The organism is Psychroserpens sp. XS_ASV72 (assembly GCF_041224425.1).
Classification (GTDB): domain Bacteria; phylum Bacteroidota; class Bacteroidia; order Flavobacteriales; family Flavobacteriaceae; genus Psychroserpens.
Window position 1 is genome coordinate 95705 of the sequence record NZ_JBGFGL010000068.1, and the last position, 24420, is coordinate 120124.

General features: G+C 34.6%; 20 protein-coding genes. 11 read left to right on the forward strand and 9 right to left on the reverse strand.

Annotation, left to right across the window (positions count from 1 at the left end):
• Window positions 1-56 precede the first annotated feature (56 nt).
• The 4 genes from AB9K26_RS02440 to AB9K26_RS02455 all read left to right on the forward strand — a co-directional run bounded on the left by AB9K26_RS02440 (window position 57) and on the right by AB9K26_RS02455 (window position 4745).
• Window positions 57-212 (forward strand): hypothetical protein, encoded by a 156-nt coding sequence (locus AB9K26_RS02440; RefSeq protein WP_369970943.1) that lies wholly within the window; start codon window positions 57-59, stop codon window positions 210-212.
• A 94-nt stretch (window positions 213-306) separates the two neighbouring features.
• Window positions 307-723, forward strand: coding sequence for a lipocalin family protein (locus AB9K26_RS02445; RefSeq protein WP_369970944.1), 417 nt, complete (start codon window positions 307-309; stop codon window positions 721-723).
• Between the two features lie 11 nt (window positions 724-734).
• Window positions 735-4178, forward strand: a complete 3444-nt coding sequence (locus AB9K26_RS02450) for a tail fiber domain-containing protein (protein WP_369970945.1) — start codon at window positions 735-737, stop codon at window positions 4176-4178.
• A gap of 12 nt (window positions 4179-4190) precedes the next feature.
• Entirely contained in the window at window positions 4191-4745 is a 555-nt protein-coding gene (locus AB9K26_RS02455; protein WP_369970946.1) for a hypothetical protein, read from the forward strand.
• Here AB9K26_RS02455 and AB9K26_RS02460 read toward each other — a convergent pair.
• From AB9K26_RS02460 to AB9K26_RS02470, 3 genes are all read right to left on the reverse strand, one after another.
• A complete protein-coding gene (locus AB9K26_RS02460) occupies window positions 4742-4954 on the reverse strand; it encodes a hypothetical protein (protein ID WP_369970947.1) in 213 nt (70 codons plus the stop codon). The genes AB9K26_RS02455 and AB9K26_RS02460 overlap by 4 nt on opposite strands.
• 104 nt (window positions 4955-5058) lie before the next feature.
• A complete protein-coding gene (locus tag AB9K26_RS02465) occupies window positions 5059-6555 on the reverse strand; it encodes a sensor histidine kinase (protein ID WP_369970948.1) in 1497 nt (498 codons plus the stop codon).
• Between the two features lie 3 nt (window positions 6556-6558).
• Complete coding sequence (locus tag AB9K26_RS02470; RefSeq protein WP_369970949.1) at window positions 6559-7302, reverse strand: LytR/AlgR family response regulator transcription factor; 744 nt, start codon at window positions 7300-7302, stop codon at window positions 6559-6561.
• Window positions 7303-7562: 260 nt separating this feature from the next.
• On the opposite strand from AB9K26_RS02470, the gene AB9K26_RS02475 reads away from it, so the two are divergent.
• The 7 genes from AB9K26_RS02475 to AB9K26_RS02505 are packed head-to-tail and all read left to right on the forward strand — an operon-like array spanning window position 7563 to window position 16652.
• Entirely contained in the window at window positions 7563-10142 is a 2580-nt protein-coding gene (locus AB9K26_RS02475; protein WP_369970950.1) for a serine hydrolase domain-containing protein, read from the forward strand.
• Window positions 10143-10161: 19 nt separating this feature from the next.
• The gene (locus AB9K26_RS02480) at window positions 10162-11769 is read left to right on the forward strand and encodes a hypothetical protein (RefSeq protein ID WP_369970951.1); all 1608 of its coding nucleotides are present in this window, start codon (window positions 10162-10164) and stop codon (window positions 11767-11769) included.
• A 5-nt stretch (window positions 11770-11774) separates the two neighbouring features.
• On the forward strand, window positions 11775-12494 hold the full coding sequence (locus tag AB9K26_RS02485) for a hypothetical protein (RefSeq protein WP_369970952.1): 720 nt from the start codon (window positions 11775-11777) through the stop codon (window positions 12492-12494).
• A gap of 23 nt (window positions 12495-12517) precedes the next feature.
• Window positions 12518-13141, forward strand: a complete 624-nt coding sequence (locus AB9K26_RS02490) for a hypothetical protein (RefSeq protein WP_369970953.1) — start codon at window positions 12518-12520, stop codon at window positions 13139-13141.
• 4 nt (window positions 13142-13145) lie between these two features.
• Complete coding sequence (locus AB9K26_RS02495) at window positions 13146-15203, forward strand: tail fiber domain-containing protein (RefSeq protein ID WP_369970954.1); 2058 nt, start codon at window positions 13146-13148, stop codon at window positions 15201-15203.
• Window positions 15193-15660, forward strand: a complete 468-nt coding sequence (locus AB9K26_RS02500) for a T9SS type A sorting domain-containing protein (RefSeq protein WP_369970955.1) — start codon at window positions 15193-15195, stop codon at window positions 15658-15660. Before AB9K26_RS02495 ends, AB9K26_RS02500 begins: the two co-directional genes overlap by 11 nt.
• A gap of 29 nt (window positions 15661-15689) precedes the next feature.
• Window positions 15690-16652 (forward strand): hypothetical protein, encoded by a 963-nt coding sequence (locus AB9K26_RS02505; protein WP_369970956.1) that lies wholly within the window; start codon window positions 15690-15692, stop codon window positions 16650-16652.
• Between the two features lie 4 nt (window positions 16653-16656).
• Here the strand turns inward: AB9K26_RS02505 and ribB are convergent, their stop codons facing one another.
• The 6 genes from ribB to tpx form a co-directional block, all read right to left on the reverse strand.
• Window positions 16657-17817, reverse strand: a complete 1161-nt coding sequence (ribB, locus tag AB9K26_RS02510) for a 3,4-dihydroxy-2-butanone-4-phosphate synthase (protein ID WP_369970957.1) — start codon at window positions 17815-17817, stop codon at window positions 16657-16659.
• Window positions 17818-17855: 38 nt separating this feature from the next.
• Window positions 17856-20216, reverse strand: coding sequence for an LptF/LptG family permease (locus AB9K26_RS02515; RefSeq protein WP_369970958.1), 2361 nt, complete (start codon window positions 20214-20216; stop codon window positions 17856-17858).
• A gap of 13 nt (window positions 20217-20229) precedes the next feature.
• A complete protein-coding gene (locus AB9K26_RS02520) occupies window positions 20230-20871 on the reverse strand; it encodes an outer membrane lipoprotein carrier protein LolA (protein ID WP_369970959.1) in 642 nt (213 codons plus the stop codon).
• Window positions 20872-20901: 30 nt separating this feature from the next.
• Window positions 20902-23289: a DNA translocase FtsK 4TM domain-containing protein gene (locus AB9K26_RS02525; protein ID WP_369970960.1), complete on the reverse strand. Its 2388-nt coding sequence runs from the start codon at window positions 23287-23289 to the stop codon at window positions 20902-20904.
• Window positions 23290-23377: 88 nt separating this feature from the next.
• Complete coding sequence (locus tag AB9K26_RS02530; RefSeq protein ID WP_369970961.1) at window positions 23378-23752, reverse strand: diacylglycerol kinase; 375 nt, start codon at window positions 23750-23752, stop codon at window positions 23378-23380.
• Window positions 23752-24252, reverse strand: coding sequence for a thiol peroxidase (tpx, locus tag AB9K26_RS02535; RefSeq protein WP_369970962.1), 501 nt, complete (start codon window positions 24250-24252; stop codon window positions 23752-23754). Before tpx ends, AB9K26_RS02530 begins: the two co-directional genes overlap by 1 nt.
• Window positions 24253-24420 lie beyond the last annotated feature (168 nt).

The window sequence follows — 24420 nt, forward strand, 5'->3', positions numbered from 1 at the left end:
ATTCCTTCCTTTTAGTTTTGAAATAAATGCTTAGCAAGACGTTTTAAATCTAAATTTTGAATAAAAAAAAATCATTACTAGGATCGATACAATCTTTACCTCAAACCAATATTTATATCAATGTCAATCATTTAGAAAAAGGAAGTTATAGGTTAAGTATTGTGTACAACAGTAAAATAATTAAAAGCACACATTTTACTAAGGAAAAGTAAATAGGAAGAAGCTATTAATCAGTTGAGAAAAAGGAAGCAATATTATAAACGTGGAGTTAGCGTTGTTTCCTTTTCTTTTTAAATCACAAAAATTATGACAGTATTAAAAAGGTTAGGGATTATTTGTCTCGTATTATTGACAAGTGCATGTAGTAGTGATGATGACAGTGGAGGAGACATGCAAGGTGATATTAATGTTGCTAGTTTGTTACAATCAGGAAAATGGTATCAAGAGTCAATTACACCAGGAAGTTTTACAGATTGTGAAAAAAACACCAATATAGAATTTAACGATAACGGAGCGTTTTTTTTAGAATCTTTTGATGAGGATTCAGGTCCGTGTGCATCTACAGGAGTTGAAACAGGTACATTCACTCGAATGAATAATGATATTTCCATTACAGTTGGGGCAACAGTGATAAATGTTGTTATTGATTCTATTTCGCAAGAATCATTAACAGTTACAACAAGTGATGGAGACACCATAACCTTTGATAAAGTTCAAGGCTAATACTTAAGATTATGAAAAGGTTTATAATTGTAATCGGTTTTTGCTTTGGTATTCTTTTAGCGCACGCGCAAGTTGGTGTTGGAACCACTAATCCTAATGCTACATTAGATATAAGATCTTCAAATCAAGCAACTCCAATTAATACAGACGGTATTCTCATTCCAAAAGTTGATGTATTTCCAACAGGAGTTGGCGCTAATCAAGATGCTATGTTGGTGTATTTAACTACAACAGTAGGTTCGAATGCGCCAGGATTTTACTACTATAATCATAGCACTACAACTTGGTTACCAATAGGCAATGGTGCCGAGAAAATTGATGACCTCATTGATGGGAAATCTGATAACGACGGAACGGAAAATGGGTCTTCAATTTTTTTAGGTATTGATGCAGGATTAAACGATGATCATACTGATAATAGAAATGTTGGTATTGGTTTTCAAGCTTTGTCTAGTACTACTTCTGGAGCTGCTAATACAGCATTGGGATACAGAACACTAGAAAACACAGTTACTTCATCGTATAATACAGGTATTGGATATTTAGCATTATATTTTGCGTCTTCAAGTGAAAACACAGGAATTGGAGGTTTAGCATTATCAAATACTACTGTTGGAAATCGAAATACGGCATTAGGTTATGCTGCTCTTTTTGAAAATACAACAGGATCAAACAATACTGCATTAGGTAGGCAATCATTACAAAATAATACCATAGGATTTGATAATATTGGAGTAGGAGCTTTATCACTTCAGGAGAATACAGAAGGATTAAGTAATGTTGCTGTTGGTAATAGTGCATTAAGGTTTAATACGACTTCAAGTAATAATACAGCAATAGGAGCAAGTAGTTTACGATTAAATATTACGGGAAGTAACAATACTTCAATTGGTTTTGAATCTTTGTACAGTAGTTCTTCTGGAAGTGAAAATACAGGAATGGGTTACTCTGCTTTGAGAAATATAACAACAGGTAGTCAAAATGTTGCTATAGGAGTTAGCGCTGGTAGTTCAAATTCAACGGGAAGCAATAATGTGTTTTTGGGTTATTATGCTGGATTCGCCGAAACAGGTAGTAACAAGTTATATATTGAAAGTAGCGCATCAACACCTCTAATTTATGGCGAGTTTGATAATGATTTTCTTCAAATAAATGGAACCTTAGATATTAATGGCGCTTATGAATTCCCATCATTTTCTGGAGGGTTAAATCAAGTTTTAGCATATAATGGTTCTGGTCAAATGACTTGGTTAAGTCCTTCTGATTTAGATGACGATTCAATTAATAATCTTTCTGATGGGAAAACTAACGCTGGAGAAAATTCCATTTTTTTAGGACAAGCTGCTGGTCAAAATGATACAGGTTTAACCCAATACAATATAGGAATAGGACCTTTCGTGATGCAAAGCAATACCAATGGTGAGCAGAATGTGGCCATTGGTAATAGAGCTTTACAAGCCAATACTGATGGTAATCAAAATGTAGCAATTGGAGACAATTCATTAATAGCTAATACAACAGGGAGTTTCAATACATCGATAGGAACTTCGACATTATCAAATAATAATACCGCAAGTTTTAATACAGCGCTTGGATATGCTAGTCTTTCAAATAATCAGACAGGTATTGCTAATACTGCTATAGGAACAAACGCCTTACAAAATAATATTGGTGGTGATAGTAACGTAGCTATAGGTAATCAAGCACTTCTAAATAATACTGCAGATTATAACAATGCTATTGGATCATTTGCGATGCATCGTAATACCGTTGGAACTCATAATATAGCCATGGGTTACACGGCACTTTATCTAAATGTTTCCGGAACAGATAATACTGCATTAGGATATGAAGCGCTTCGTCAGAATACCACGAATAATAATACGGCTATTGGCTCTGGTGCTTTAAGAAATAATACCACTGGTTTAAACAATACAGCAGTTGGAGTGTCTGCATTATTTTCAAATACAGTAAGATCAAACAATACTGCAATTGGGAATTATGCATTGACTTCTAATACAGATGGTACGTACAACACTTCTATTGGTACTTGGTCTATGAATAGCACAACTACGGGTTTTGCTAATACTGCTATTGGAACATATGCTATGAGTGCCAATCAAACTGGAATTGGTAATGTTGTTATAGGAAGTGAAGCGGCATTTACAAACGTATCAGGAAATTCAAATATAATTATAGGACAAGCTGCTTTTTATAATAATAATGGAGGTAGTAACAATGTTGCTATAGGATTTGAAGCTATGTATAATAACTTAAATACTGGATATAATGTAGCTGTAGGAAGTCAAGCACTTAGGAATAATTCTGGGATTAGTAATACTGCTATTGGTTATGATGCTGGAAGAGAAAGTACTGGCAGTAACAACATTTTTTTAGGTTATAGAGCAGGATTAAATGAAACAGGAAGTAATAAATTGTATATCGAAAATTCAAATGCCGATGCTAACAATGCCTTAATTTATGGAGATTTCGGTAACGATTTATTGCGTATAAATGGAAGAACAGAAATCACGGCTACAACAGATGCAAGTGGTACTGCTGGTAGTGGTAGTTTAGAAATCTCTAATTCCTTACGTTTAGATGGAAACGAAATCATTACAAATACAAACAATACGTTGTTTATTCAGTCTGATAATAATGGTGATGTCGAAATGGATGGAGGCACATTTAGAATGGATGCAAGTACCAATAGAGTTGGAGTGAATACCAATTCACCAGACTATACATTTTCAGTGGCTGGTCAAGCTAATTTTAATGAAGGCATTGGCACTGGCATTGCGATGAGAGTCAATGGTGATGAAGCTCTTTGGTATAATGGCACTTATTTTAGTTGGGGTTTTGGTGGAACAGCAAATTATTTTGCAGATAATATAGGAATAAGTACAACGACTCCTGTAACACGTTTGCAAGTTGCTGGAAATTTGGATACCTCTCTAACAAATCATGGCTTATTTGTTTTAGGAGATGCTACAGGTGTTAATATTTCTATGGATACTAATGAAATTATGGCTCGAAATAATGGATCTACTTCTGACTTGTATTTACAAAACGATGGTGGAAACGTGAGAGTTGGAGGAGCAGTAGTACATACCAGTGATAAGCGCCTTAAAAAGAATATAGAAACATTGCCTTATGGCATCACAGAAATATTGAATTTAAAGCCAAAGCAATACTATTGGAAACATAGACCAGAAACTGATCATAAAAGTTTCGGGTTAATTGCTCAGGAGGTTCAAGAAATTATTCCTGAATTGGTTCTCCTAGGTGATGATGAACAACAAACTATGAGTGTTAACTATACTGAGCTAATCCCTATTTTAATAAATGCAATTCATCAACAACAGCAAGATATAGAACAACTTGAGCGTAAACTTGAAATATATAAAGCCTTAGAATCAAGAATTGAAGCTTTAGAAACAAAGAATACTAATTAAAATCAATAAATCATGAAAAAACAAAAGATTACTTTCGTATTATTTTTTATTATCAGTCTTGCAATGTCTTGTGATACTGAAATTCCAGAGGTAGATACAACACCTCCAACATTTTCATTTGAAATAAGTGGTGATGGATTTACGCACACCTTTACTCAAGATGATGATTTCTCAAGTATGCAACTTAATTTAAGAGGAAGAACAGAATATCGTTTCACATATTCAGGTGCCGATCAAGGTGGTGTAGCTGCTATACGATGGCAACTTGGAGATAATAGCCAACTAGAGTTCTTGTCTCCAGAATTTCCTTTTGATTCATGGGATATCAGAGATCTTTCTGCACTTAATCGCATGGTAGAATGGTTCGGAGATGTTTCAGATCCAAAAACTGGAGCAATTCTTTCAGGTACTTTTAGAACAAGAGATCTTCCAAATAATACTACCGATTCTGGAACATTTTCATTCTTTGTAAGAGATTTTGGTGGTGAATCGGGAACACCTAATTCTGTTAGAGGAGATCTAAATTTAAATATTCAAAACTCTGAGACCAGTTTGAGCGAGTTTTAATACGTCACATAATTCACAATCTCAAGTCCATAGCCAATCATGCCAACGCGTTTGGTTTGTTGGCTACTGGAATTATTGTGACAATAATTGAACACTATGTAAGGAAATAGCATCATATTAAAAGATGCTAATTCTTTACATCCTTTATCTGCTGAAATTAAACAGGAATTGCCTATACTTAAAGAAAAGACTTCTCTCAATCTGATCATTGGATTGGCAGAAACCTCTCTTGCTTTATAAAATTATCTTGGACAGAAGACGAGGTTAAAAAAAGAGCTCAACAAATGGCTGAGATTATCAAATCTGTAATAGCTTAGCCAATAGGAATAAGAATGGTGACCTTGGTTCCAGAAGGTTTATCATCACAATATAAATCTGTGAAAGTGATGGTTCCTTCAGCCTCAAATTGTTTGCTGAAATGTTTCAGGCGTTCTTCAGAAAGCTTAACACCTAAGGAATCTCTTTTGTGCAACTTTTTAGCTTTCAAAGCACTTGATTTCTCTCGTCCTATGCCATTGTCTATAATGTCAAATCGAACTTGATTTGCATTTTCTTTGCTTAGACTTACAGTCAATGTTCTATTTTCCTTTTTTAAGGAAAGTCCATGCCAAATGGCATTTTCGATAAATGGTTGTGTAATAAGTGAAGGAATCTTTAAAGAAGCTAAATTTAGCGATGGATCACAATCCAATTTAAAATCTATGGTGTTATTAAACCTTAAATTTTCAATATTAACATATAGTTTTAGGGTTTCAATTTCTTCTTCAAGCGTAGATTCTCTATTCTCAGTTGATGCTAAAATCTTTCTTATCAGTTTTGAGAACTTATTGAGATAAAAAACAGCATTTTCCTTTTCATTATCAATAATATAACGTTTTATGGAGTTTAGAGAATTAAAGATGAAATGAGGATTCATTTGGCTTCTTAAAGCGGATACTTTTAACTCTGCTAATTCCTTGTCATATTTTATTTTAATGGATTCAAGTTTTTCAATTTCTGCTTGTTTGTTTAATGCTTCTACATCTTGTTCTAATTGCTTTTGTACTTTTTTTCTTAATTCTTCATTTTCTTTAAGCTGATTTATGAGCTTGTTTTTTGCAGTGTTTCTATCTTCTAAAATGAGTTTTTGTTTATGTCCTAAACCCAATGAAAACAAAACGTTTTCCAATATAAACCCAAGATATAAAATGCTATATGCTGGCTCTATGGATAAACCATTATTTTGTAAGCTTATATAATATAGTAATGACCAAACAGATGATATTAATAAAATTACAGACCCAATTATTAAATAATATTTAAGTGGACTTTTTACCTTAAAAAAAGGAATGTACATCACTATACCGAAAAGAGTCATTGGTATGGTGAAATAAAAATAGCCTTCCATTAAAATGCTATCATTTTCCTTTAACAGATATAACAAAAAAACAATAGTACAATAGGCTATAATAGCATAAAGCACCCTAAAACTCCATTTATACCAATTTGGTAAATGCTTTTTAATGTCCAAAAATCTGTAGGCAAAAAGCGTGTAAATAATAAAATAGATTTCGGTTGCTATGGTTGGGTATTGGGTTACTTCTTTAATTGGTAAAAAGAGTCTGTATAAAAACCCTTCAGATAAATGATGCAATTGAGAGAAAATAATGAAAAAAGTATAACCACTATATAATAGATATAGTTTGTCTCTTTGTTGAAAATAAAGTAAAAAATGAAAAACGGTAAGGATAAATAGAATTCCAATTGTAAAAGTGAGAAATCCATTTTGGATGGCATTATCAAAAAAATAAGATGTTAAGCCTTGTTCCAAAAATTAAAAGTGGTTTAATAGTTCTTGTAATTCTCCTTTTTTTGCTCTTGATACAGGAATTGTTGAGCCATTTTCTAAAACAAGATAAAGGCCTTCATTTTTAACAAACTCTTTTATGTAATTTATGTTAACTAGATAAGAATTGTGGACTCTAAAAAAAGAATTATTAGTTTGTGCTTCAAGTTCCTTGAGTTTTTTAGAAAGTGTTTCTTTATGATTATTTACCATGTGCACTTCTGTGTAATTACTATCAGCTTTACAAAACATAATATCGTCTATATTAACATAAATGGTTTTGCCAACAAGTGGCAAAGCCAAGCGTCTTGATTGATTTTGTGGTGTAAAGCTCTCAATAATTTTTTTTACTTCTTCACCTAATGAATTTTGTTTCTGATTTTTTTGTACTCTAGATATGGTTTTTAGTAAATCTTCAGAATCAATTGGTTTCAATAAGTAGTCAATAGCATGTTCTTTAAAAGCTTTAATAGCATAATTATCATAAGCAGTAGTAATGATTAAGTCAAAGTCACGATAACTTAAATTACTTAATAATTGAAAACCATCCATTTCTGGCATTTCTATATCTAAAAAAACACAGTCAGGTTTTAAATAGTTAATGGCAGAAATAGCTTCTTTTGGATTAGTAAATGTATCGCAGATTTCGATATCGTCACAAAAATTTTCAATTTCCCATTTTAAGTTTTTAATGGCGTTAAATTCATCATCTATGATAATCGCTTTTATCATGCTTATTCCATTTTATTTTAAAAGTAAAGTGTTTATGTAATACTTATCCAACCTTTTTATGCATTGCGTGTTTTAATGTGTCAAAGGTATACTATAGCCTGTAGATTGTTCTAATCTGATTTTTTATTACCCTTATGCAAAATACAATTTATAACTAGCAAAATACAAGGTTTTTATTTCAAAGTATAAAGTTTTAAGTAAATGTAAAAACTTATCACTTAATTTTAATTAGCTGTTAATCAAATATTAAACACTAAATCATGAAACTAAAACACATTTGTAGTATTGTTTTTTTAATCACTTCATGGGTTTTAACTTCACAAATTTTCCAAGATAACCTTAAACAAGAAACTATTGGTGATTTTCCATCACAATGGGATGCAATCTCAGGAATGGCAACTGTTAATCAGCAAGATGGTCTAAAATATATTAGTTTTAGAAATGGAGGTGTTATTAAGCCAATTGTTAATGACCAAACTAACAATTATTTAAGTAGCGATTTTACGGTAGAATTTGATGTGTTTTTTAATCGCTCTTCAAATATGGCAGGGCAACGTTTTGAAATTCGTCTTTGGGATGGCTCTTTTGGTTTTAGAGAAGACAATATAAAATATACACCATTTATACTCTATAAACATGGTCTGGAGACATCATGGAATAATCCGGAAATTGGGCAGTCTAAAATCTTTTTAAAAGAGTTTGAAACTTTTGAGCCTGTATGGCGCCATGTAAAAGTTGAATTTATTGGAGAAGCGCTTAATATCCTTTTGGACAATAAGTTGGTTTTAAATATTCCAACATTTAAAATGCAACCTAAAATGATGTCCATTGCTGGTGTAGTGAATGACTCGCAGTTCGAGGCTAATATTGGGCTTACAAATTTTGTGATAAACACTTCAGACAATACAGGTACTGTAGACCAAATAAAATACAACAAAGATATATCAGATGAAGCCATTCAAAAAATGGAAGAATTAATGCCACTTGGCATACAATCTTTTTCATTTACCCCAAATGGTGGTTGGGTTATTATTACTAAGAATAACGGCTACTTTGCTAGAGGAATACCGCAACAATGTTTCGAAAAAATTAAAGAATATCATAATGCAGGTGTCAAAATTAAAGAAGTGGTTTTTCCACCAAAAGGTGGTAACAATTCATGGTTAATTATCACTGAAAATGACACTTATGCTAAAAATATTCCACAAGAATGTTATGTAAGAATACAAGCATTAAAACAGCAGGGAAAAACTATTGAAAGTGTATCATTCCCTTATATAAATATTTTTGATCACGATAGTGACAACAGCTGGGTAATTTTAACAACAGATGGAGATACATTTTCAAAAAACATTCCTGATGAATGCTATCAAATCATGCAAAATATCAGGCAATCCGATATGCCAAATAAACCTAGTGATAGGAAGATTACTAAAGTGTCTTTTACACCTTCAGGTGGCTGGGTAGTTTTTGCTGAAGATTACTTTTATACCAGAAATATTCCAGATGAGGCATTTAAAAAACTTGGTGAGTTTCGTGGTAGGGAATATAACAATAGTATAATAGCATTCGACCCAGATAATAACGGCTGGAGTCTTGTAGCAGATAAACGTACAAAAGCCATTCCAGTTAATAAAATAAGGGAATTTGAACAAAATGTAGGCGGTTTATCTATTTGGAACTTAATGCGCCAAAGAGGTGTTCCAGGCATAGCTGTAGCGGTTGTCATAAACGGTGAAATTGCTTGGGCAACAGGTTATGGTCATTTAATCGCAAATGATGAGCGCTATGCTACACATCCTGAATCCATGTTTCAAGCCGCATCAATAAGTAAAGTGTTTGCGGCTTTAGGTGCATTTAAGTTAATAGATGATGGAGAAGCAACACTTGATGAGAATTTAATGACTTCAGAAAATTTAAAAAGCACTATACCTTTTCATCCATGTGTTAGAAGTGCCCAATGGACACAAAATTTTAACAGACTTACAATTAGAAACATATTACAGCATACTAGTGGTATTGAAGGAAGAGGAAGTTTATTGGATTCTATTACCTGCCAATATGTTCTACCCGATAGCAAAGGAATTCATAAAGGTGGAGGCTATAAGGGCTACCAAGATAAAGATGATAGTATTGAACCTTATGTTGAAAGTTTAAATGATATCCCAGGAATGGTAGATTTAATGGAAGATATAACAATCACTTATGATCCTACTGTAAACCGACCAAATAATATTCGTATGAGAGTTGGGTGGTATTCTGGTAAGGCATTTACCGTATTACAAAAACTAACTCAAGATATTACAAAGACTGAATATTCAGTTTGGATGCGTGATAATATTTTAAGACCACTTAATATGAATAAAAGCGAATTTCTTACAAGACCAGAAAATTTCTATGATGAATTTGCTAGAGGTCATAACTCTAAGGGTGAGTTGTATTTAATTAAAAGGTATCCTCAGTATGCCGCTGCAGGATTATATACTAACGCATTAGAATTAGCGAATATGATAATAATGATAAATGACAATGGGGTTTTTAGAGATGAAAGAATACTTAGTCTCAACGCTATAGGACAGCTCATAGATAATGATTTAGGAGTCAATATTTTAAAAGATGAAAGTAAAATAACATATTCACATGGTGGTATAAACGATGGTTTTAAAGCCCTTTTTACTGGAATAAGAAATATTAATAATAGTGATGGTGTGCAATCTGCTGGCATTGTTATTTTGACCAATGGTGATGATGACAGAGATAGTAATAACGATGGAAATAATGACAGACTACAATTTCGAAATATTATTAGCGACAAAATTATAGAGGTCTATGATTGGTAAAACTTAAAAAAGTACAAAAATGAAACTAAAACACATCCTATTAATCTTTATGCTTTCAGCATTTTCGACAAATGCTGAAGCTCAATTATTAAAGAAACTCAAAAAGAAGATCAATCAAGTTACTAAAATTGATAAATCCGACACCACGCAAGGGTCTAACAATTCAGCATTAGAAAAAAATACTGAGGAGAAAAAAGCTTTTTATACGAGTGATGTTGTGATTCAGCTTGTTGAAAATGGCAAGACCAATCAAACCCAATATTTTGATTCAGATGCCGTGGCAGTAAAGTTGGAAGATACAAAACAACCGAAACCTGGCTTTGTGGACAGTGAAGGCTTCATGTATGTTTATAAAGATGGTGAGTATACTAAATCCTCTCTTATAGCAGTCCAAAGTCAAGGCTTGATGGCGCCAACCATGATGATTGAAGCTTATAAGCTGCCTCCTGAACCATTTATGGCAAAATACCAAAAACAAACAGATATTGGCATGACCGCTAATCCATTTAATGGCATTGTGGAGTTTGCTTTCATTTATAAGCCGGATGACTTTAGGTATGATGATTTTAATGAAATCCCACAAAAGATAAAAGGAAAAACCTATACCAAGTTTGAATTTTTGAATGAACCTGGTTATGAAGGTAGCTATGTCTTATTTGATGATCAAGATAGATTGGTTGAGATTTTTACAAAGATGTCTGAAAATGCAGAGATGATGACTGGTTTTGGCTCAAACGGTCCAAAAGGTGAGAGTAGTTTGAAGTACGATTATAAGTCGGTTGAGGTCAATCTGCCTTATGCCAGAGAAGTTAAAGCGGCCGGACAAGGACTCATGGAAGGCGTTATGGAAAACATTGTTAAAGGTGGAAAACAACCAAAAGAAGATATCGATGAAGAGGATTATGATACCAGTGAAGAAAAAGGGATGACCAAGCGCATGCGTTCGACTTTGAGAAATCATAAAGTGACTTCCAAAGACCTTAAGGATCGCTATGAATTTGATTGGGAATTGGAAACAGAAATGCAATTAAACAACAAACGTAAAGAGGTTATTCAGATGGTGTTCCTAATAAATAAAAGTGCCAATTACCAAGCGACCAAGATGATTATGGAAGACACCAAGAATGAAGGTGTTTCAACAATGCTTTTCGATATGGATTTGAAATCCATGGTGATGTTTATGGAAGCCCAAGGGCAAAAATTTTTACAGATTCATCCCATTCCTGATCCTGTGGAAACCAAAGAGCTGATGAATACATATAAGATTACTGACCTGCCTTCCAAAACCATCATTGGATACAACTGCAAAGGGCTACAACTTGAAGATGATAAGTATATAATGAAAGTGTACCATACCTCAGAAGCCGAAATAAAACTTTCCAACTTTTTGAATTTTGGTAATCAGAATCAAAAGATGGGCATGCCCAATATTGACTCGAAAGTAGTTGAACAATTTTCTAATGGATTGCTTTTGGAAATGGATATCATCGATAAAAAGAAATCTAAGAACAATGTCAACATCATCGCCAAATCTCTCAAGAACAACAAAACATCAATAGAAAAAGTAGAATATCAAACCATGGACTTTTTCTCTGGCGGACAAATGCTTAAAAAAACCAAAAATTAGAAAACATGAAAACACAATCCATTTTAAAATTACTTAGTACAGTTATTGCAAGTATTACTTTATTAGCCATCATCTCATGCTCAAACAACGACGATGGAGATCCAAATACTGAAGACCCGTCTACTGGGACTTCAAAGATCACCTATACATTACTCGGAACAGGTGTTGTAAATGGGACCAATATTACCATAAGTCGTGAACAAGATACTGAAGACGACTTTGTATTCATATCAGGTCACGTTTATTTTGAAGAAACCGAACTTGGGACTGAAAAACTAGTCACTTTGGTGTATGGTTATATTGGGTCAAATGGTGAAGTAGAAAGAAATATTGAGATGACTTTTTCTGCAGGTACGGGACCTAAGGTTCTTGGGGAATTTCAGACAGGATCAACAGGTTTGATTACATTCCAGCCGACTCAGTATATGATAGTATCAGTAGATGATGAGGATATTTTTTATGATAATGATAGTGACCAGGATAATGATGCGTCAAATAATTTATTGTCCAAAAATGTAGTAGTCAACATTACTGAATACGAAGAAACTACAAACGAATTAGGGATTCTTACATTGAAGCGTATTAAGGGAGAAATAGATAACTCTGGAGAACCTGGAGATTCTGGAAACCAGTTTTTCAGTAATTATTTCACTAGTCCAACCACAGATCCAGGAGAACTGCTCTATAATATAACTGCAAATTTTGAATATAACATTCAAGACTAAAAGATTTCAATAACAATCAAACTATGAAAACTATACATAAGCACATTTTAATTTCGGCAATGTTTGTTATTCAGGTCGTACTATTTTCGTGTGGATCAGATAATAAAAGAGAAGCAGACACAAAAACCAATTCAGTAGTAGAAAAAGTAAAAACAGGCAACAATTTTGTAAAAGGTGCCAGAGATTTGGCATCAGAGTCAGAAGCCTTAAAAAAACTCACACCAATTTCAACTGAAACCTTAAAAGCATTCTTTCCAGAAACTATTTATGGTATGCCAAAAACCAATAGTAATGCCTTAGATATGGCAGGTGCTTCAACGGCCTTTGCAACTTATGGGCAAAATACCAGTAAGCAAATAAAATTACGGATTTTAGATGGTGCAGGTGAAAAGGGTTCGGCAGCCACAACCGTTTATAGAGCTATTAAATACGATAAAACCAATAAAAAAGAATATGGCGATTACATCAAAATAAAAGAATACGATAACACCATTGTAAAAGAACATTATGATAAAAATCAAAACAGATACACCTTAGAGTTTTTCTACAATGATCGCTTTGCAGTCAATTTGAAAGTCACTGGATTTCAACAAGAAGAAGTTTGGAAGATCTTTAAAGCATTTAAATTAAATACACTAAAACCATAAATCCATGAAAACTATATATATGTTCCTAATAGCTCTGATGTTTACGGTTGTTGTAACAGCTCAACAAGCTATTAACTACAAAGCATTGATTAAAGACAATATGGGCAATGTGTTAGTCAGTCAACCCGTAACCATACAATTTGCAATCATACAGGAAACAGGCAATACAACCGTCTATCAAGAAGAGCATAATACGACAACTGATGCCAATGGTATTGTCATTGTCAATATTGGTATGGGAACTGTTTTAAGCGGAAACTATAATACTATAGATTGGGCTAATGATAGTCATTTTTTAAATGTTCAAATAGACTCTGGTAGTGGCTTGGTCGATTTAGGAACCACACAATTTATGGCGGTGCCGTATGCGCTCTATGCTGAAAACTCAGGCTCAAGCTCCACTGGTTTGGAAGCTTTAGATGAAGGTAATGGTGATGGTTGGCGATTCATTGGTGCTAACCCTATAAATTATGGAAATATTGGCCTACAAGCCGTTGATTTAAGTTATTCGGGTATTGCTTCTGGTACAAATGGTGCCACGGGTTCGTTCTCGTTGGCTTCAGGAGCATTTACCACGGCTTCAGGACTAAATGCTTCGGCACTGGGCAATGCTACGATTGCATCTGGAGATAATGCCACTGCTATGGGTTGGCAATCCCAAGCAGTTGGTTCTACTTCTACGAGTATGGGATACCGATCTGTTGCTTCTGGAGATAACGCTTTTGCGTTTGGACAAGATACCGAGGCTTCTGGTTTTCGAAGTGCTGCAGGCGGCTACTTCACGGAGTCCACAGGCAATCATACCTTTGCGATTGGAGACCATACGCGGGCAACTGCAAGTAATTCGGCGGCTTTTGGGTTTTATACCCTTGCCAACCAAAATGATGCCTTGGTGGTAGGTCGCTATAATGCGTCGCAAGGCGGCATCTTGTTTCAAGTTGGAAACGGAACCTCCAATGTACTGTTGTCTAATGCATTAAATGTGTATTCAAGTGGTGTTGTAACGGCGCCTAGTTTGACAATAGGTCAGATATTATTGTCAAATCCGCAAACCTTAGTCACTAGGGAATTTGTTGAAACCACCTTTATAGAGGCTGGATCTAGTGATGCGCCTTCAGGTTTGGAGGCCATTGACGAAGGTAATGGTATTGGTTGGCGCTTGAGAGGTAGGAATCCTAATGACTATGGAAATATTGGTGAAGATGCTATTGATTTTAGTGTTGGTTCTTCATTGGTTCCGAGTGGAGCTTTAGGTGATCATGCATTTTCTATGGGTACCTGGACCTATTCTTTGGGAGAATACTCTTTCAGTTTTGGTTTTCAAAGTAGCGCAACTAATGACTATAGCTTGGCTTTTGGGTATTCTGCTGATGCAACAGGTATCAATGCTGTGGCCATAGGCTACGGTACAAGAGCCTCATCCTATGCAACGGTTGCGCTTGGTGATAATACTGAGGCTTCGGGCTTTAGTGCTACAGCTTTAGGTTCTGAGACCATTGCTGACGATCAGTTTTCAACAGTTGTTGGTCGATTGAATGACAATACCTTATCTACAACCTCTCTATTTCAAGTCGGAAATGGAGATCCTGTCGCACGCTCCAATGCGTTTACCGTATTTGCTAATGGCGATGCCACACTAGCAGGCACCTTAACACAAAGTTCTGATAGACGCTTAAAACAAGATATAAATAAGCTAAACTATGGTTTAAACGAGGTGCTACAACTTAACCCCGTAAGTTACCATTGGAAAAAACATCCAGACCAGCCAAAATCTCTAGGTTTAATTGCTCAGGATGTACAAACCATAATCAAGGAGATTGTACACGAAGCTGAGAATGAAGACAAAACCTTAAGTGTGAGTTATGTTGAATTGATACCTGTGCTTATCAAAGCCATTCAAGAACAACAGGATATCATAGATAACCAAAGGCAAACCATTAAAAATCAAGAACAAGCCAATACAAATCAATCACAAATGCTACAAGCTCTTTTAGAACGTGTTGAAGCTTTGGAAAATCAGAAATCAACTACTACGGTAAAATTAGAATGTTATGAGAATTAAAATTCTATTATTAGGTTTTATGTTTATGAATCTATTGGCTGAATCTCAAACTATTGAAAAATTTTCAATCGATAGCGGAGGTGCCAGTGTTTCAAATGGAACGATGCAAGTTTTATTTACCATTGGAGAAGTTAGTGTTCAAGAGGTAACTGTTGGCAATGTGACAATTTCTGAAGGGTTTATTAATCCTTTGATAGGTGAGCCTACATTAAGTATCGTAGCACAAGGTTTAAGTGACGTCATAACAATTTATCCCAACCCTGTAACTGATATTTTATATATACAAAGTCCACAAAAATTGTCATCTATACAACTTTATGATGCCTTGGGAAAATTGGTTGCTGATTATAAAAATGATCTGGGTGAATTGCATTTAGGACATCTTCCCAATGGAGTGTATCTTCTAAAAGTAATAACTGATATACATCAAATCACAAAAAAGATAATTATTAACTAGCTTTATATCATAACATTAATCTATAAGTCATGAAAAAAACTAACCAACCAATTGTTTTGATCCTTCTGATTTTTACGTTTTTTCTTAATTGTAAGAATGATAAAAAAAATACTACTGAAGAACCAGTCACTGAAATGGCGGAAGACATAAAGTTTCCTTCAAATGTTATTGATATTGTAACACGTAGTATGGACTTTCAAAGTGTGGATACAATACCGTCAGGATGGAACAATTTTAAGTATCAAAACCTCTCTAATGAAACCCATTTCTTTCTCTTAGATAAGTATCCTGAAGGGAAAACGATAGAGCATACTTTAAAAGATGTGGCTCCTGTTTTTGAAAAGGGTATGGATCTGATCAATGAAGGTAAATCTGAAGAAGGTTTTGCTGCCTTTGGAGAATTACCTGAATGGTTTGGAGATATTGTGTTTTCAGGAGGATCAGGTTTGATTTCACCAAAGCATACAGCCATTACCACATTAAAGTTAGATCCTGGGTATTATATCATGGAATGCTATGTGAAAATGCCAAACGGAAAATTTCATACCCTTATGGGAATGGCAAAACCTATCATTGTTACCGAAGAGAATAGCGGAAACAATCCACCTGAAGCTACTGTAAATATTACATTATCTGGAGAGGAAGGGATATCATATGATAAGGGAATTACAAAAGGGAAACACATTTTTTCTGTGTTTGTAAAAGATCAGAAACCACATGAAAATTTTATATGGCATGACATCAACTTAGTTAAGCTTGAAGACTATGCAGATGAAAAAGCTTTAGAAACTTGGATGAATTGGGCTGACCCAAAAGGTTTAATCACACCAGTTCCGAATGGCGTAACGTTTTTGGGAGGTGTAAACGATATGCCTACAGGACATACAGGTTATTTTTATGCCGATTTAGAGCCAGGTAAGTATGCCTTTATATCAGAAGTGCCTAATACAAAAAGCAAAGGGTTGTTTAAGGTTTTTGATGTGATTGATTAATGTATCAATAATTCACATAATCCACAATTTCCAGTCCATAACCAATCATACCAACACGTTTGGTTTGTTGGCTATTCGAAATGAGTCGTAACTTGTGAATGTTTAAATCATGAAGGATTTGTGCACCAATTCCGAAGTCCTTACTATCCATTTCAATACGAGGTGCTTTAACCACTTCGCCATCAACTTGACTTTCTTTCAAAATATGAAGACGTTTTAACAAATTCATGGATTGGGCTTGCTGATTGATAAATATAATAGCGCCTCTTTCAGCCTCATTAATGACCTTGAACATGTCATCTAATTTCTCGTCAGCATTGTTGGTCAACGTTCCTAAAATATCATTGTTCACTAAGGTTGCATTAACTCTGGTCAATACAGGTTCGTCTTTAGACCATGAGCCTTTTGTTAAAGCGATATGTATTTGATTGTTAGTAGTTTGTATGTAGGCTCTTAAACGAAAGCTTCCAAACCGAGTTTCGATGTTAAAATCCTCTTTTTTCTCAATTAAAGAGTCGTGTTCCATTCGGTAAGCCACTAAATCCTCAATGGAAATCAATTTCAAATCAAACTTTTTGGCAACTTCCATCAGTTGAGGTAAACGCGCCATGGTGCCATCGTCATTTAAGATTTCAACTAAAATCCCAGCAGGTTTAAATCCTGCTAATCTCGCTAAATCTACTGCAGCTTCTGTATGACCAGTTCGTCTTAAAACACCTCCATTTTTTGCTTTCAACGGAAAAATATGTCCTGGACGACCTAAATCGTGAGGTTTTGTAGTATCATCAACCAAAGCTTTGATGGTTTTTGCTCTGTCATGTACAGAAATTCCTGTTGTACATCCATGGCCTATCAAATCCACAGAAACCGTAAATTGGGTATGGTGCAAAACTGTATTATTCTGAACCATCATGGTTAAATCCAAATCTTCGCAACGATCTTCGGTTAACGGTGTACAAATCAATCCGCGACCATTGGTAGCCATAAAATTGATCATTTCAGGTGTAACCGCTTCAGCAGCTGCTATAAAATCACCTTCATTTTCCCTGTTTTCATCATCAACAACAATAACAATTTTTCCGTTTTTGATATCTTCAATAGCGTCTTCAATTGTATTGAGTTGTATTTTGGATGCATCTTTGGTACTCGACATTGTGGTAAGCATAACGATGAATTAAAGTGCAAAGATATGGCTTATTTTTTCTATGCTGAAAAGTCTTTCGAAATTTTATGTTTTCTTTTAAAATAGGCCAGAGGATAGGCTAAAAAGCCAACAAGAATCCATAGGATATTTTGGTAGCCTTTTTGTGAAGTGATTCTGTATAGTTTGATGTAATGTATCGTTGTAACCACATAATACAATACAAATAAAGAGAAGCTTATTATTGAAAGTTCAAAACAAGCGGTTTCAGCTGCGGGTAGTTCATTGTTTTTGAAGACAAAATGAAGTATCACTAAAACAACAGCGAGAACAAAAAATATGAGTGCATAAGTGGCGTAATTTGTATATGCTTGCAATTGGTTTTTGCCGCCACTGATGGTATCGATATCAACAGCATTACTATCAACCGCCTTTTTTGTGACTTTTTTTGCGGCTTTTACATCTTCGTTGATTCTTTTCTTTTGGAAGACATAGAACACAAAATAAAGCGGTAAACCTAAAAGCAAAAAGAGAACGGCATTCGAAATGTTTTTCTTTCCTAACTGCTTGTAAAGATTGGAATGATCTACAAATGATTTCATTAAAGCAAATAAATACAAGACACCAATACCGATGCCTATTACAAAGAGTGTTTGCCCTAAGGTAGGATAACCGTTATTCCTCAAAATAGCACCAGGCAGTCCAATTAGAAGCATCAAACCATATAGCACAAAAGCTAGTTTCGAATTTTCCTCATAAGAATATTTTAATCTTAAGGACTCTTCGTAATCGTAATCGGTTAAGTTGCCTGCAAATTTTAATTGTTGTTGGGTGATGCCTCTTTTTTCTAAAATGGCTAAGGCAGAATTTTTGTATTCAATGCCATAATCATATTGCCTGTAATGCTTTACAACGTCAATCAGTTTTTTGTCGTCATAGTTTTCCAATGTTTGATAGTCAGTTGTAGAGACATCTAATGTATTGGTGCTGAAAGTAAGTGTCTTGCTCTTGATACCAAATAATTTTTTTAATGGTTCTAAAAGACCTTCCGATTCAAATAATTGCCTGTCTTTAGTGGCTCGACTTGTTAAATAAATACTTAACGGAAGCATGATCAGTGTTGATAGCCAAGTAGCAAAGACTGGATTGATAGTACCATCTAAAGAACTGTTTTTTGCAAAAATCCCAATGAAATGATAAGTAAGAAACAATAAGATGGCAATCACCAAAGGCAATCCGATACCACCTTTTCGAATCAATGCTCCTAATGGTGCTCCAACAAAAAACAAAATAATACAAGCCAACCCAAGTACATACTTCTCATGAAGGGAAATGATGTGCTTACTCAGCCACTTAGTTGAGGTTGCCACATTTTTCTTGTTAGCTTTAATGATTTGCCTAGTGCTAGTTGCTGTATTTGATGCGAGATTAAGTATTTGGGCTTTATAATTGTTACTGAACAAGTTGAAAACATCTCCCTCAAATATCGAATCTTTTGAAATGCTTATTTGCTGGTTGAGATTTTCAAACATGGTTCGTCCGTAGAGTGTATTTGAAAAGTTTTTTAGTTTCTCTGATTTTTTCACATACAAACTATCAATCGTATAGTTTAAGCTACTTACATTAAGCATATTATATTTGTTGTCATAACTTTTGTCATCGATGTCGACATCATTCAAACCTTCAAGGTCAACATTAATGGTATACTCTTTAAAATAACTTTTGGCATGTGGCTTTTTTTGGCGTTCCTTAGGATTTTTACTGAAAATCTCCTCATAATAATGGCCTTCAAACAATACTAATTGAAGAATGTTAGAATTTGGATTGCTTTTAAGTTCCCCAGTTTCAGAGATAATGACAGTTGTATTGCCTGCTATTTTACTGTTCTTTTTGTGAATGACGACTTTCTCCAAGAACTGTCCCTTTTCGCCTGTTTTCTTTTCAACTTTAATATTGTAATCTCCAATGTCATTAAATTGGCCTTCAGCTATAGCCATTGCTGGTTGAACTTTGGCGATATTTTTTCTAAGGTTATAAAAGTTATAATTGGCCCAAGGAATCACATTGTTTGAAAAGATAAATGTGGTAAGCCCAAGTAAAATGATAAAAACACTAAGGCTTCTCATGGCTCTTTGTAGTGAAATACCTGTAGATTTCATAGCAGCGAACTCATAGTTTTCAGCAAACTGTCCGAAAACCATTATCGAAGCCAATAAGACTGTTAGCGGTAATATAAGCGGAATTAAAGTAGGAGTTACATACAGTAAAAACTTCAAAATGACTGAAACAGCTAGATCTTTACCAGCTAATTCTGTAATGTAGAGCCAAATGGATTGTAAAACAAAAATGAGCATGAGAATTACAAACACGCTCAAAAAAGTTTTTAAGTAGGTCGTTAATATGTACCTATCCAGTATTTTCATTAATGATTATCGCCTAATCCAATTTGTTGATGTAGTAGTTGGCATATTTACTCTTGTCAAAAGTAAATAAGGTTTTTGAGATGGGCTCGTTAGTTTTAAAAGAATTAACAGTTAGGATGGTTTTCGTCCCATTTTTACCAATCTCAATTAAATTGTATATGTGCTTTGTATTGGCATCAATTCCTAATAGTACTTGCTTGATTTCAGAATTGGTGTCAATCGGACTCAGTTTTACATATTGGATTTTTCTCCCTCTCACATTTTGAACGATATCCATGGCATAGGTATAGCCTTCTTTATAGAACGAAAGCATTTGGCTAGGCGTTATTGTATTCACATCGTCTGTATTTTCACTAGAAATAGTCACTTCTTCATCTTCAGGACTGATTGTGTAAAGTGTTTTTCCGTCAAAAATGCGCGTGACACCTAGAATGTTTAGTACGTATTTATCGCCTTCTAAAACCACATCACCTCGTGTTTCCTGATTGATGTTTTCAGCGGTATTTTCAAGAGAATACTTGAAATCAATTGAAATGTTCTCGTATGAGTTTGTCTTATCATAAACTTCATTTAGAAGTGTTTCAGCCTGAGAAGAGTTTTGAGCAAAACTTAAAGTGCTCATTAAAATCATTGCAAGAGTTAGTATCTGTTTCATTTTAAAAAAAAATGTATTTGTTTGTTAATTTTACGATTCATTTGCCAATAATTGATCTAGAGCTGTTAAATCAGGAACCAAAACCTGTCTAGCCTTGCTGCCTTCAAATCCACCAACAATTCCAGCAGCTTCCAGCTGATCAATAATGCGTCCAGCCCTATTATAACCAAGTTTAAGCTTACGCTGTAATAGTGAGGCTGATCCTTGTTGTGCTGTAACAATTATTTCTGCGGCTTCCCTAAACAGGGCATCTCTGTCTTCTATATTATTATCAATACTTGTGCCACTTTCTTCACCTATATATTCAGGTAACAAATAAGCTTCAGGATAGGCTTTTTGAGCGCCAATAAACTCTGTGATTTTTTCAACCTCTGGTGTATCAACAAAGGCACACTGAATTCTAATAATATCATTTCCTTGAGTGTAAAGCATGTCTCCACGACCAATGAGTTGATCTGCTCCTGAGCCATCCAAAATGGTTCTTGAATCAATTTTAGAAGTCACTCTAAAGGCAATACGTGCTGGGAAATTCGCTTTAATAATACCTGTAATGACATTTACAGATGGTCGTTGCGTGGCTATAATCAAATGAATACCGATTGCTCTGGCCAATTGTGCCAAACGTGCAATTGGTGTTTCCACTTCCTTTCCAGCGGTCATGATTAAATCGGCAAATTCATCAACTACCAGAACGATATATGGTAAAAACTGATGCCCATCATTAGGATTTAATTTTCGAGCCTTAAACTTTGCATTGTATTCCTTGATGTTACGACACATGGCATTTTTCAACATCTCATAGCGATTGTCCATTTCAATGCACAATGAATTTAAGGTGTTGATGACTTTGGTGTTATCGGTAATTATGGCGTCTTCACTATCAGGAAGTTTTGCTAGGTAATGCCGTTCTATCTTATTGAAAAGCGTGAGCTCGACTTTTTTAGGATCGACCAATACAAACTTCACTTCCGCAGGATGTTTTTTGTAAAGCAAAGACGTCAATACAGCATTTAAACCAACAGATTTCCCTTGTCCAGTAGCACCAGCCATTAACAAGTGTGGCATTTTTGCTAAATCGACCACCAAAGTTTCATTGCTAATGGTTTTTCCAAAGGCTATAGGAAGCTCCATTTCAGACTTTTGAAATTTCTGGGAAGCAATCACAGAACGCATAGATACAATAGTAGCATTCTTATTTGGCACTTCAATACCAATAGTTCCCTTTCCAGGAATTGGTGCAATGATACGAATCCCTAACGCTGAAAGCGATAAGGCAATATCATCTTCAAGGTTTTTGATCTTTGAAATACGAATACCAGCTTCTGGCACAATTTCATAAAGTGTCACCGTTGGACCAATAGTGGCCTTGATGCTGGAGATGCCAATCTTGTAATTGTTTAAGGTTTCAACAATTCGATTTTTATTTTCCTCTAGTTCTTCTTGATTGATTTTAATCCCTTCGGTTTCATACTTTTTAAGTAAATCTAAAGGAGGAAATTCAAATTTACTCAGTTCTAACGTAGGATCGAATTGTCCAAAATCTTCTACCAGTTTATTAGATAGATTATCGGTTTCTGATACTTCCTCTTCCGTGGTTTCTATTTCAATATCAAGATCTGACTCAGGCTCTGGCTCTGGTTTTTTGATGACAATTGGTTCTGGTTTAGGCTCAGGAATCTTTTCAGGTTCAGGTTTTGGTTCATCCAATTCAAGTTCGAAAGCTGACTTGATTTCTTCAGCTTCAGCAGTTAAGTCATTATCTAAAGCTACGGAACTATATTCTTCTGTATTTTCAGCATCAAAATCTTGTTTTATCTGTTTGTTAGCATTTTTAAATAATGAAACAAATGTTTGTCCAGTTACTTTAAACCGAATCGCCAAATAAACTATTAAAACAAAAACGAGTAGGAGAGCAGTTCCAATTTTTCCTATATAGTCTTGAAAGAAGGTATTCATTTCAAAACCAATAGTTCCACCAAGGGTATCAAATTTATGGGAAAAGAATCCGAAAAACACCGACAACCAAATCGCTACCAATGTTCCCCAAATCCAATGACGTCTTAATCGGGACTTGTTGATATCTAATGCCACGTATACTCCAGAAAGAAATATCAAACCAGAAAAAATAAAGGAGGAAACACCAAAACCTTTATTGATAAACAAATTACTCACCCATGCTCCTAATTTATTAAGCCAATTCTCAGCTTTTACATCCCGTGAAGATAATTCTGAAATAGTACTTTGGTCAGCTTGACCAGTAAAGAAAAAAGACAGGAAAGCTATAAATAATAAAATGCCGAGAATAATTAACAAACTTCCAAAAATAAGTTTTTGCTGATTGGATAGTTTTAAACTCGGAGTCTTAAATTTAGGCGTGGTTTTAGCTTTGCTTTTAGTCTTGGTTTTTTTCTTCGCCATTAATCGGTTCTTAGTATAAAACAAAAATACAAATTACTAACGTTTATCCTAACGTAAAAGTATGATTCCGAAATACAGTTTTAACAGTCTATAATCTGAACAACTTTGGAAGGTAAATGATCATGGCTGCTATAACAGCGCAAACAGCGCCAATAAAAACAGCTCCAGCTGCAATATCCTTGATGCGTCCTATACTCGTATGGCGGTCTGGATGGATGAAATCAGACATGTATTCTATAGCTGTATTAACGCCTTCTAAGCTCATGACCAACGCAATGAATACAATTTGTATTAACCATTCGGTTCTAGATATCTCAAAATAAAATCCAGCTATCGTTACTGCAATAGCAACAAAAGCTTGGATTTTAATACTCGATTCTGTCTTCAACAAATACATGGCACCTTTGAAGGCATAACCAACACTTTTTAGTCTATTTTGAAGGAATGGTTCTTTTTCTTGCATTATTGTAAAGCTTCTAATGCAGCTTTATAGTTAGGTTCATCAGCAATTTCAGGAACTTGTTCAGTGTGTAGTATAGTGCCATCAACATCAACAACCACAACACATCTAGAATGTAAGGTCTCTAACGGACCGTTATTGATGGTGAGTCCGAATTGTTTTCCGAAGTTTCCAGTTTTGTAATCTGAAAGACTGATCACATTGTCTAAGCCTTCAGCACCGCAGAAGCGACCCATGGCAAATGGAAGATCTTTAGAAATACATAGCACTTTGGTGTTTTCCAACTGACTTGCTTTTTCATTGAATGTTCTAACAGATTGCGCACAAGTTCCCGTGTCAATACTTGGAAAAATGTTCAAGACCAAGCGACTGCCCTTAAAATCGTTTTGGGTTTTATCTGCTAAATCTGTAGCAGTAAGTTTGAAATCAGGAATTTTGTGTCCTTTTTTTGGAAGTTCACCTACTGTTTCTATCGGATTTCCGCCTAAAGTTATTTTGGCCATAAGTTTTGATTTTTTTGGTTTGTTAAAATTAAGGATTATTTGATTGCTTTCAATTGGAGAGCACTATTATTTTGCAATTGTTTAACACAGTAAAATAGATCTAGTAGTTGTGTTTATTTTAAAAAAAGGGATGTTTTTTTATCAAGTTCATAAAAGTTATGCCGAAAG

What these genes read in the sequence shown, in the direction of transcription:
- AB9K26_RS02495 (WP_369970954.1), top strand. Translation starts at nt 13,146, where the DNA reads ATGAAAACTATATATATGTTCCTAATAGCTCTGATGTTTACGGTTGTT.
- AB9K26_RS02500 (WP_369970955.1), top strand. Translation starts at nt 15,193, where the DNA reads ATGAGAATTAAAATTCTATTATTAGGTTTTATGTTTATGAATCTATTG.
- ribB (WP_369970957.1), bottom strand. Translation starts at nt 17,817, where the DNA reads ATGCTTACCACAATGTCGAGTACCAAAGATGCATCCAAAATACAACTC.
- AB9K26_RS02520 (WP_369970959.1), bottom strand. Translation starts at nt 20,871, where the DNA reads ATGAAACAGATACTAACTCTTGCAATGATTTTAATGAGCACTTTAAGT.
- AB9K26_RS02530 (WP_369970961.1), bottom strand. Translation starts at nt 23,752, where the DNA reads ATGCAAGAAAAAGAACCATTCCTTCAAAATAGACTAAAAAGTGTTGGT.
- tpx (WP_369970962.1), bottom strand. Translation starts at nt 24,252, where the DNA reads ATGGCCAAAATAACTTTAGGCGGAAATCCGATAGAAACAGTAGGTGAA.
- AB9K26_RS02480 (WP_369970951.1), top strand. Translation starts at nt 10,162, where the DNA reads ATGAAACTAAAACACATCCTATTAATCTTTATGCTTTCAGCATTTTCG.
- AB9K26_RS02460 (WP_369970947.1), bottom strand. Translation starts at nt 4,954, where the DNA reads ATGATCAGATTGAGAGAAGTCTTTTCTTTAAGTATAGGCAATTCCTGT.
- AB9K26_RS02475 (WP_369970950.1), top strand. Translation starts at nt 7,563, where the DNA reads ATGAAACTAAAACACATTTGTAGTATTGTTTTTTTAATCACTTCATGG.
- AB9K26_RS02455 (WP_369970946.1), top strand. Translation starts at nt 4,191, where the DNA reads ATGAAAAAACAAAAGATTACTTTCGTATTATTTTTTATTATCAGTCTT.
- AB9K26_RS02450 (WP_369970945.1), top strand. Translation starts at nt 735, where the DNA reads ATGAAAAGGTTTATAATTGTAATCGGTTTTTGCTTTGGTATTCTTTTA.
- AB9K26_RS02515 (WP_369970958.1), bottom strand. Translation starts at nt 20,216, where the DNA reads ATGAAAATACTGGATAGGTACATATTAACGACCTACTTAAAAACTTTT.
- AB9K26_RS02485 (WP_369970952.1), top strand. Translation starts at nt 11,775, where the DNA reads ATGAAAACACAATCCATTTTAAAATTACTTAGTACAGTTATTGCAAGT.
- AB9K26_RS02490 (WP_369970953.1), top strand. Translation starts at nt 12,518, where the DNA reads ATGAAAACTATACATAAGCACATTTTAATTTCGGCAATGTTTGTTATT.
- AB9K26_RS02505 (WP_369970956.1), top strand. Translation starts at nt 15,690, where the DNA reads ATGAAAAAAACTAACCAACCAATTGTTTTGATCCTTCTGATTTTTACG.
- AB9K26_RS02445 (WP_369970944.1), top strand. Translation starts at nt 307, where the DNA reads ATGACAGTATTAAAAAGGTTAGGGATTATTTGTCTCGTATTATTGACA.
- AB9K26_RS02525 (WP_369970960.1), bottom strand. Translation starts at nt 23,289, where the DNA reads ATGGCGAAGAAAAAAACCAAGACTAAAAGCAAAGCTAAAACCACGCCT.
- AB9K26_RS02470 (WP_369970949.1), bottom strand. Translation starts at nt 7,302, where the DNA reads ATGATAAAAGCGATTATCATAGATGATGAATTTAACGCCATTAAAAAC.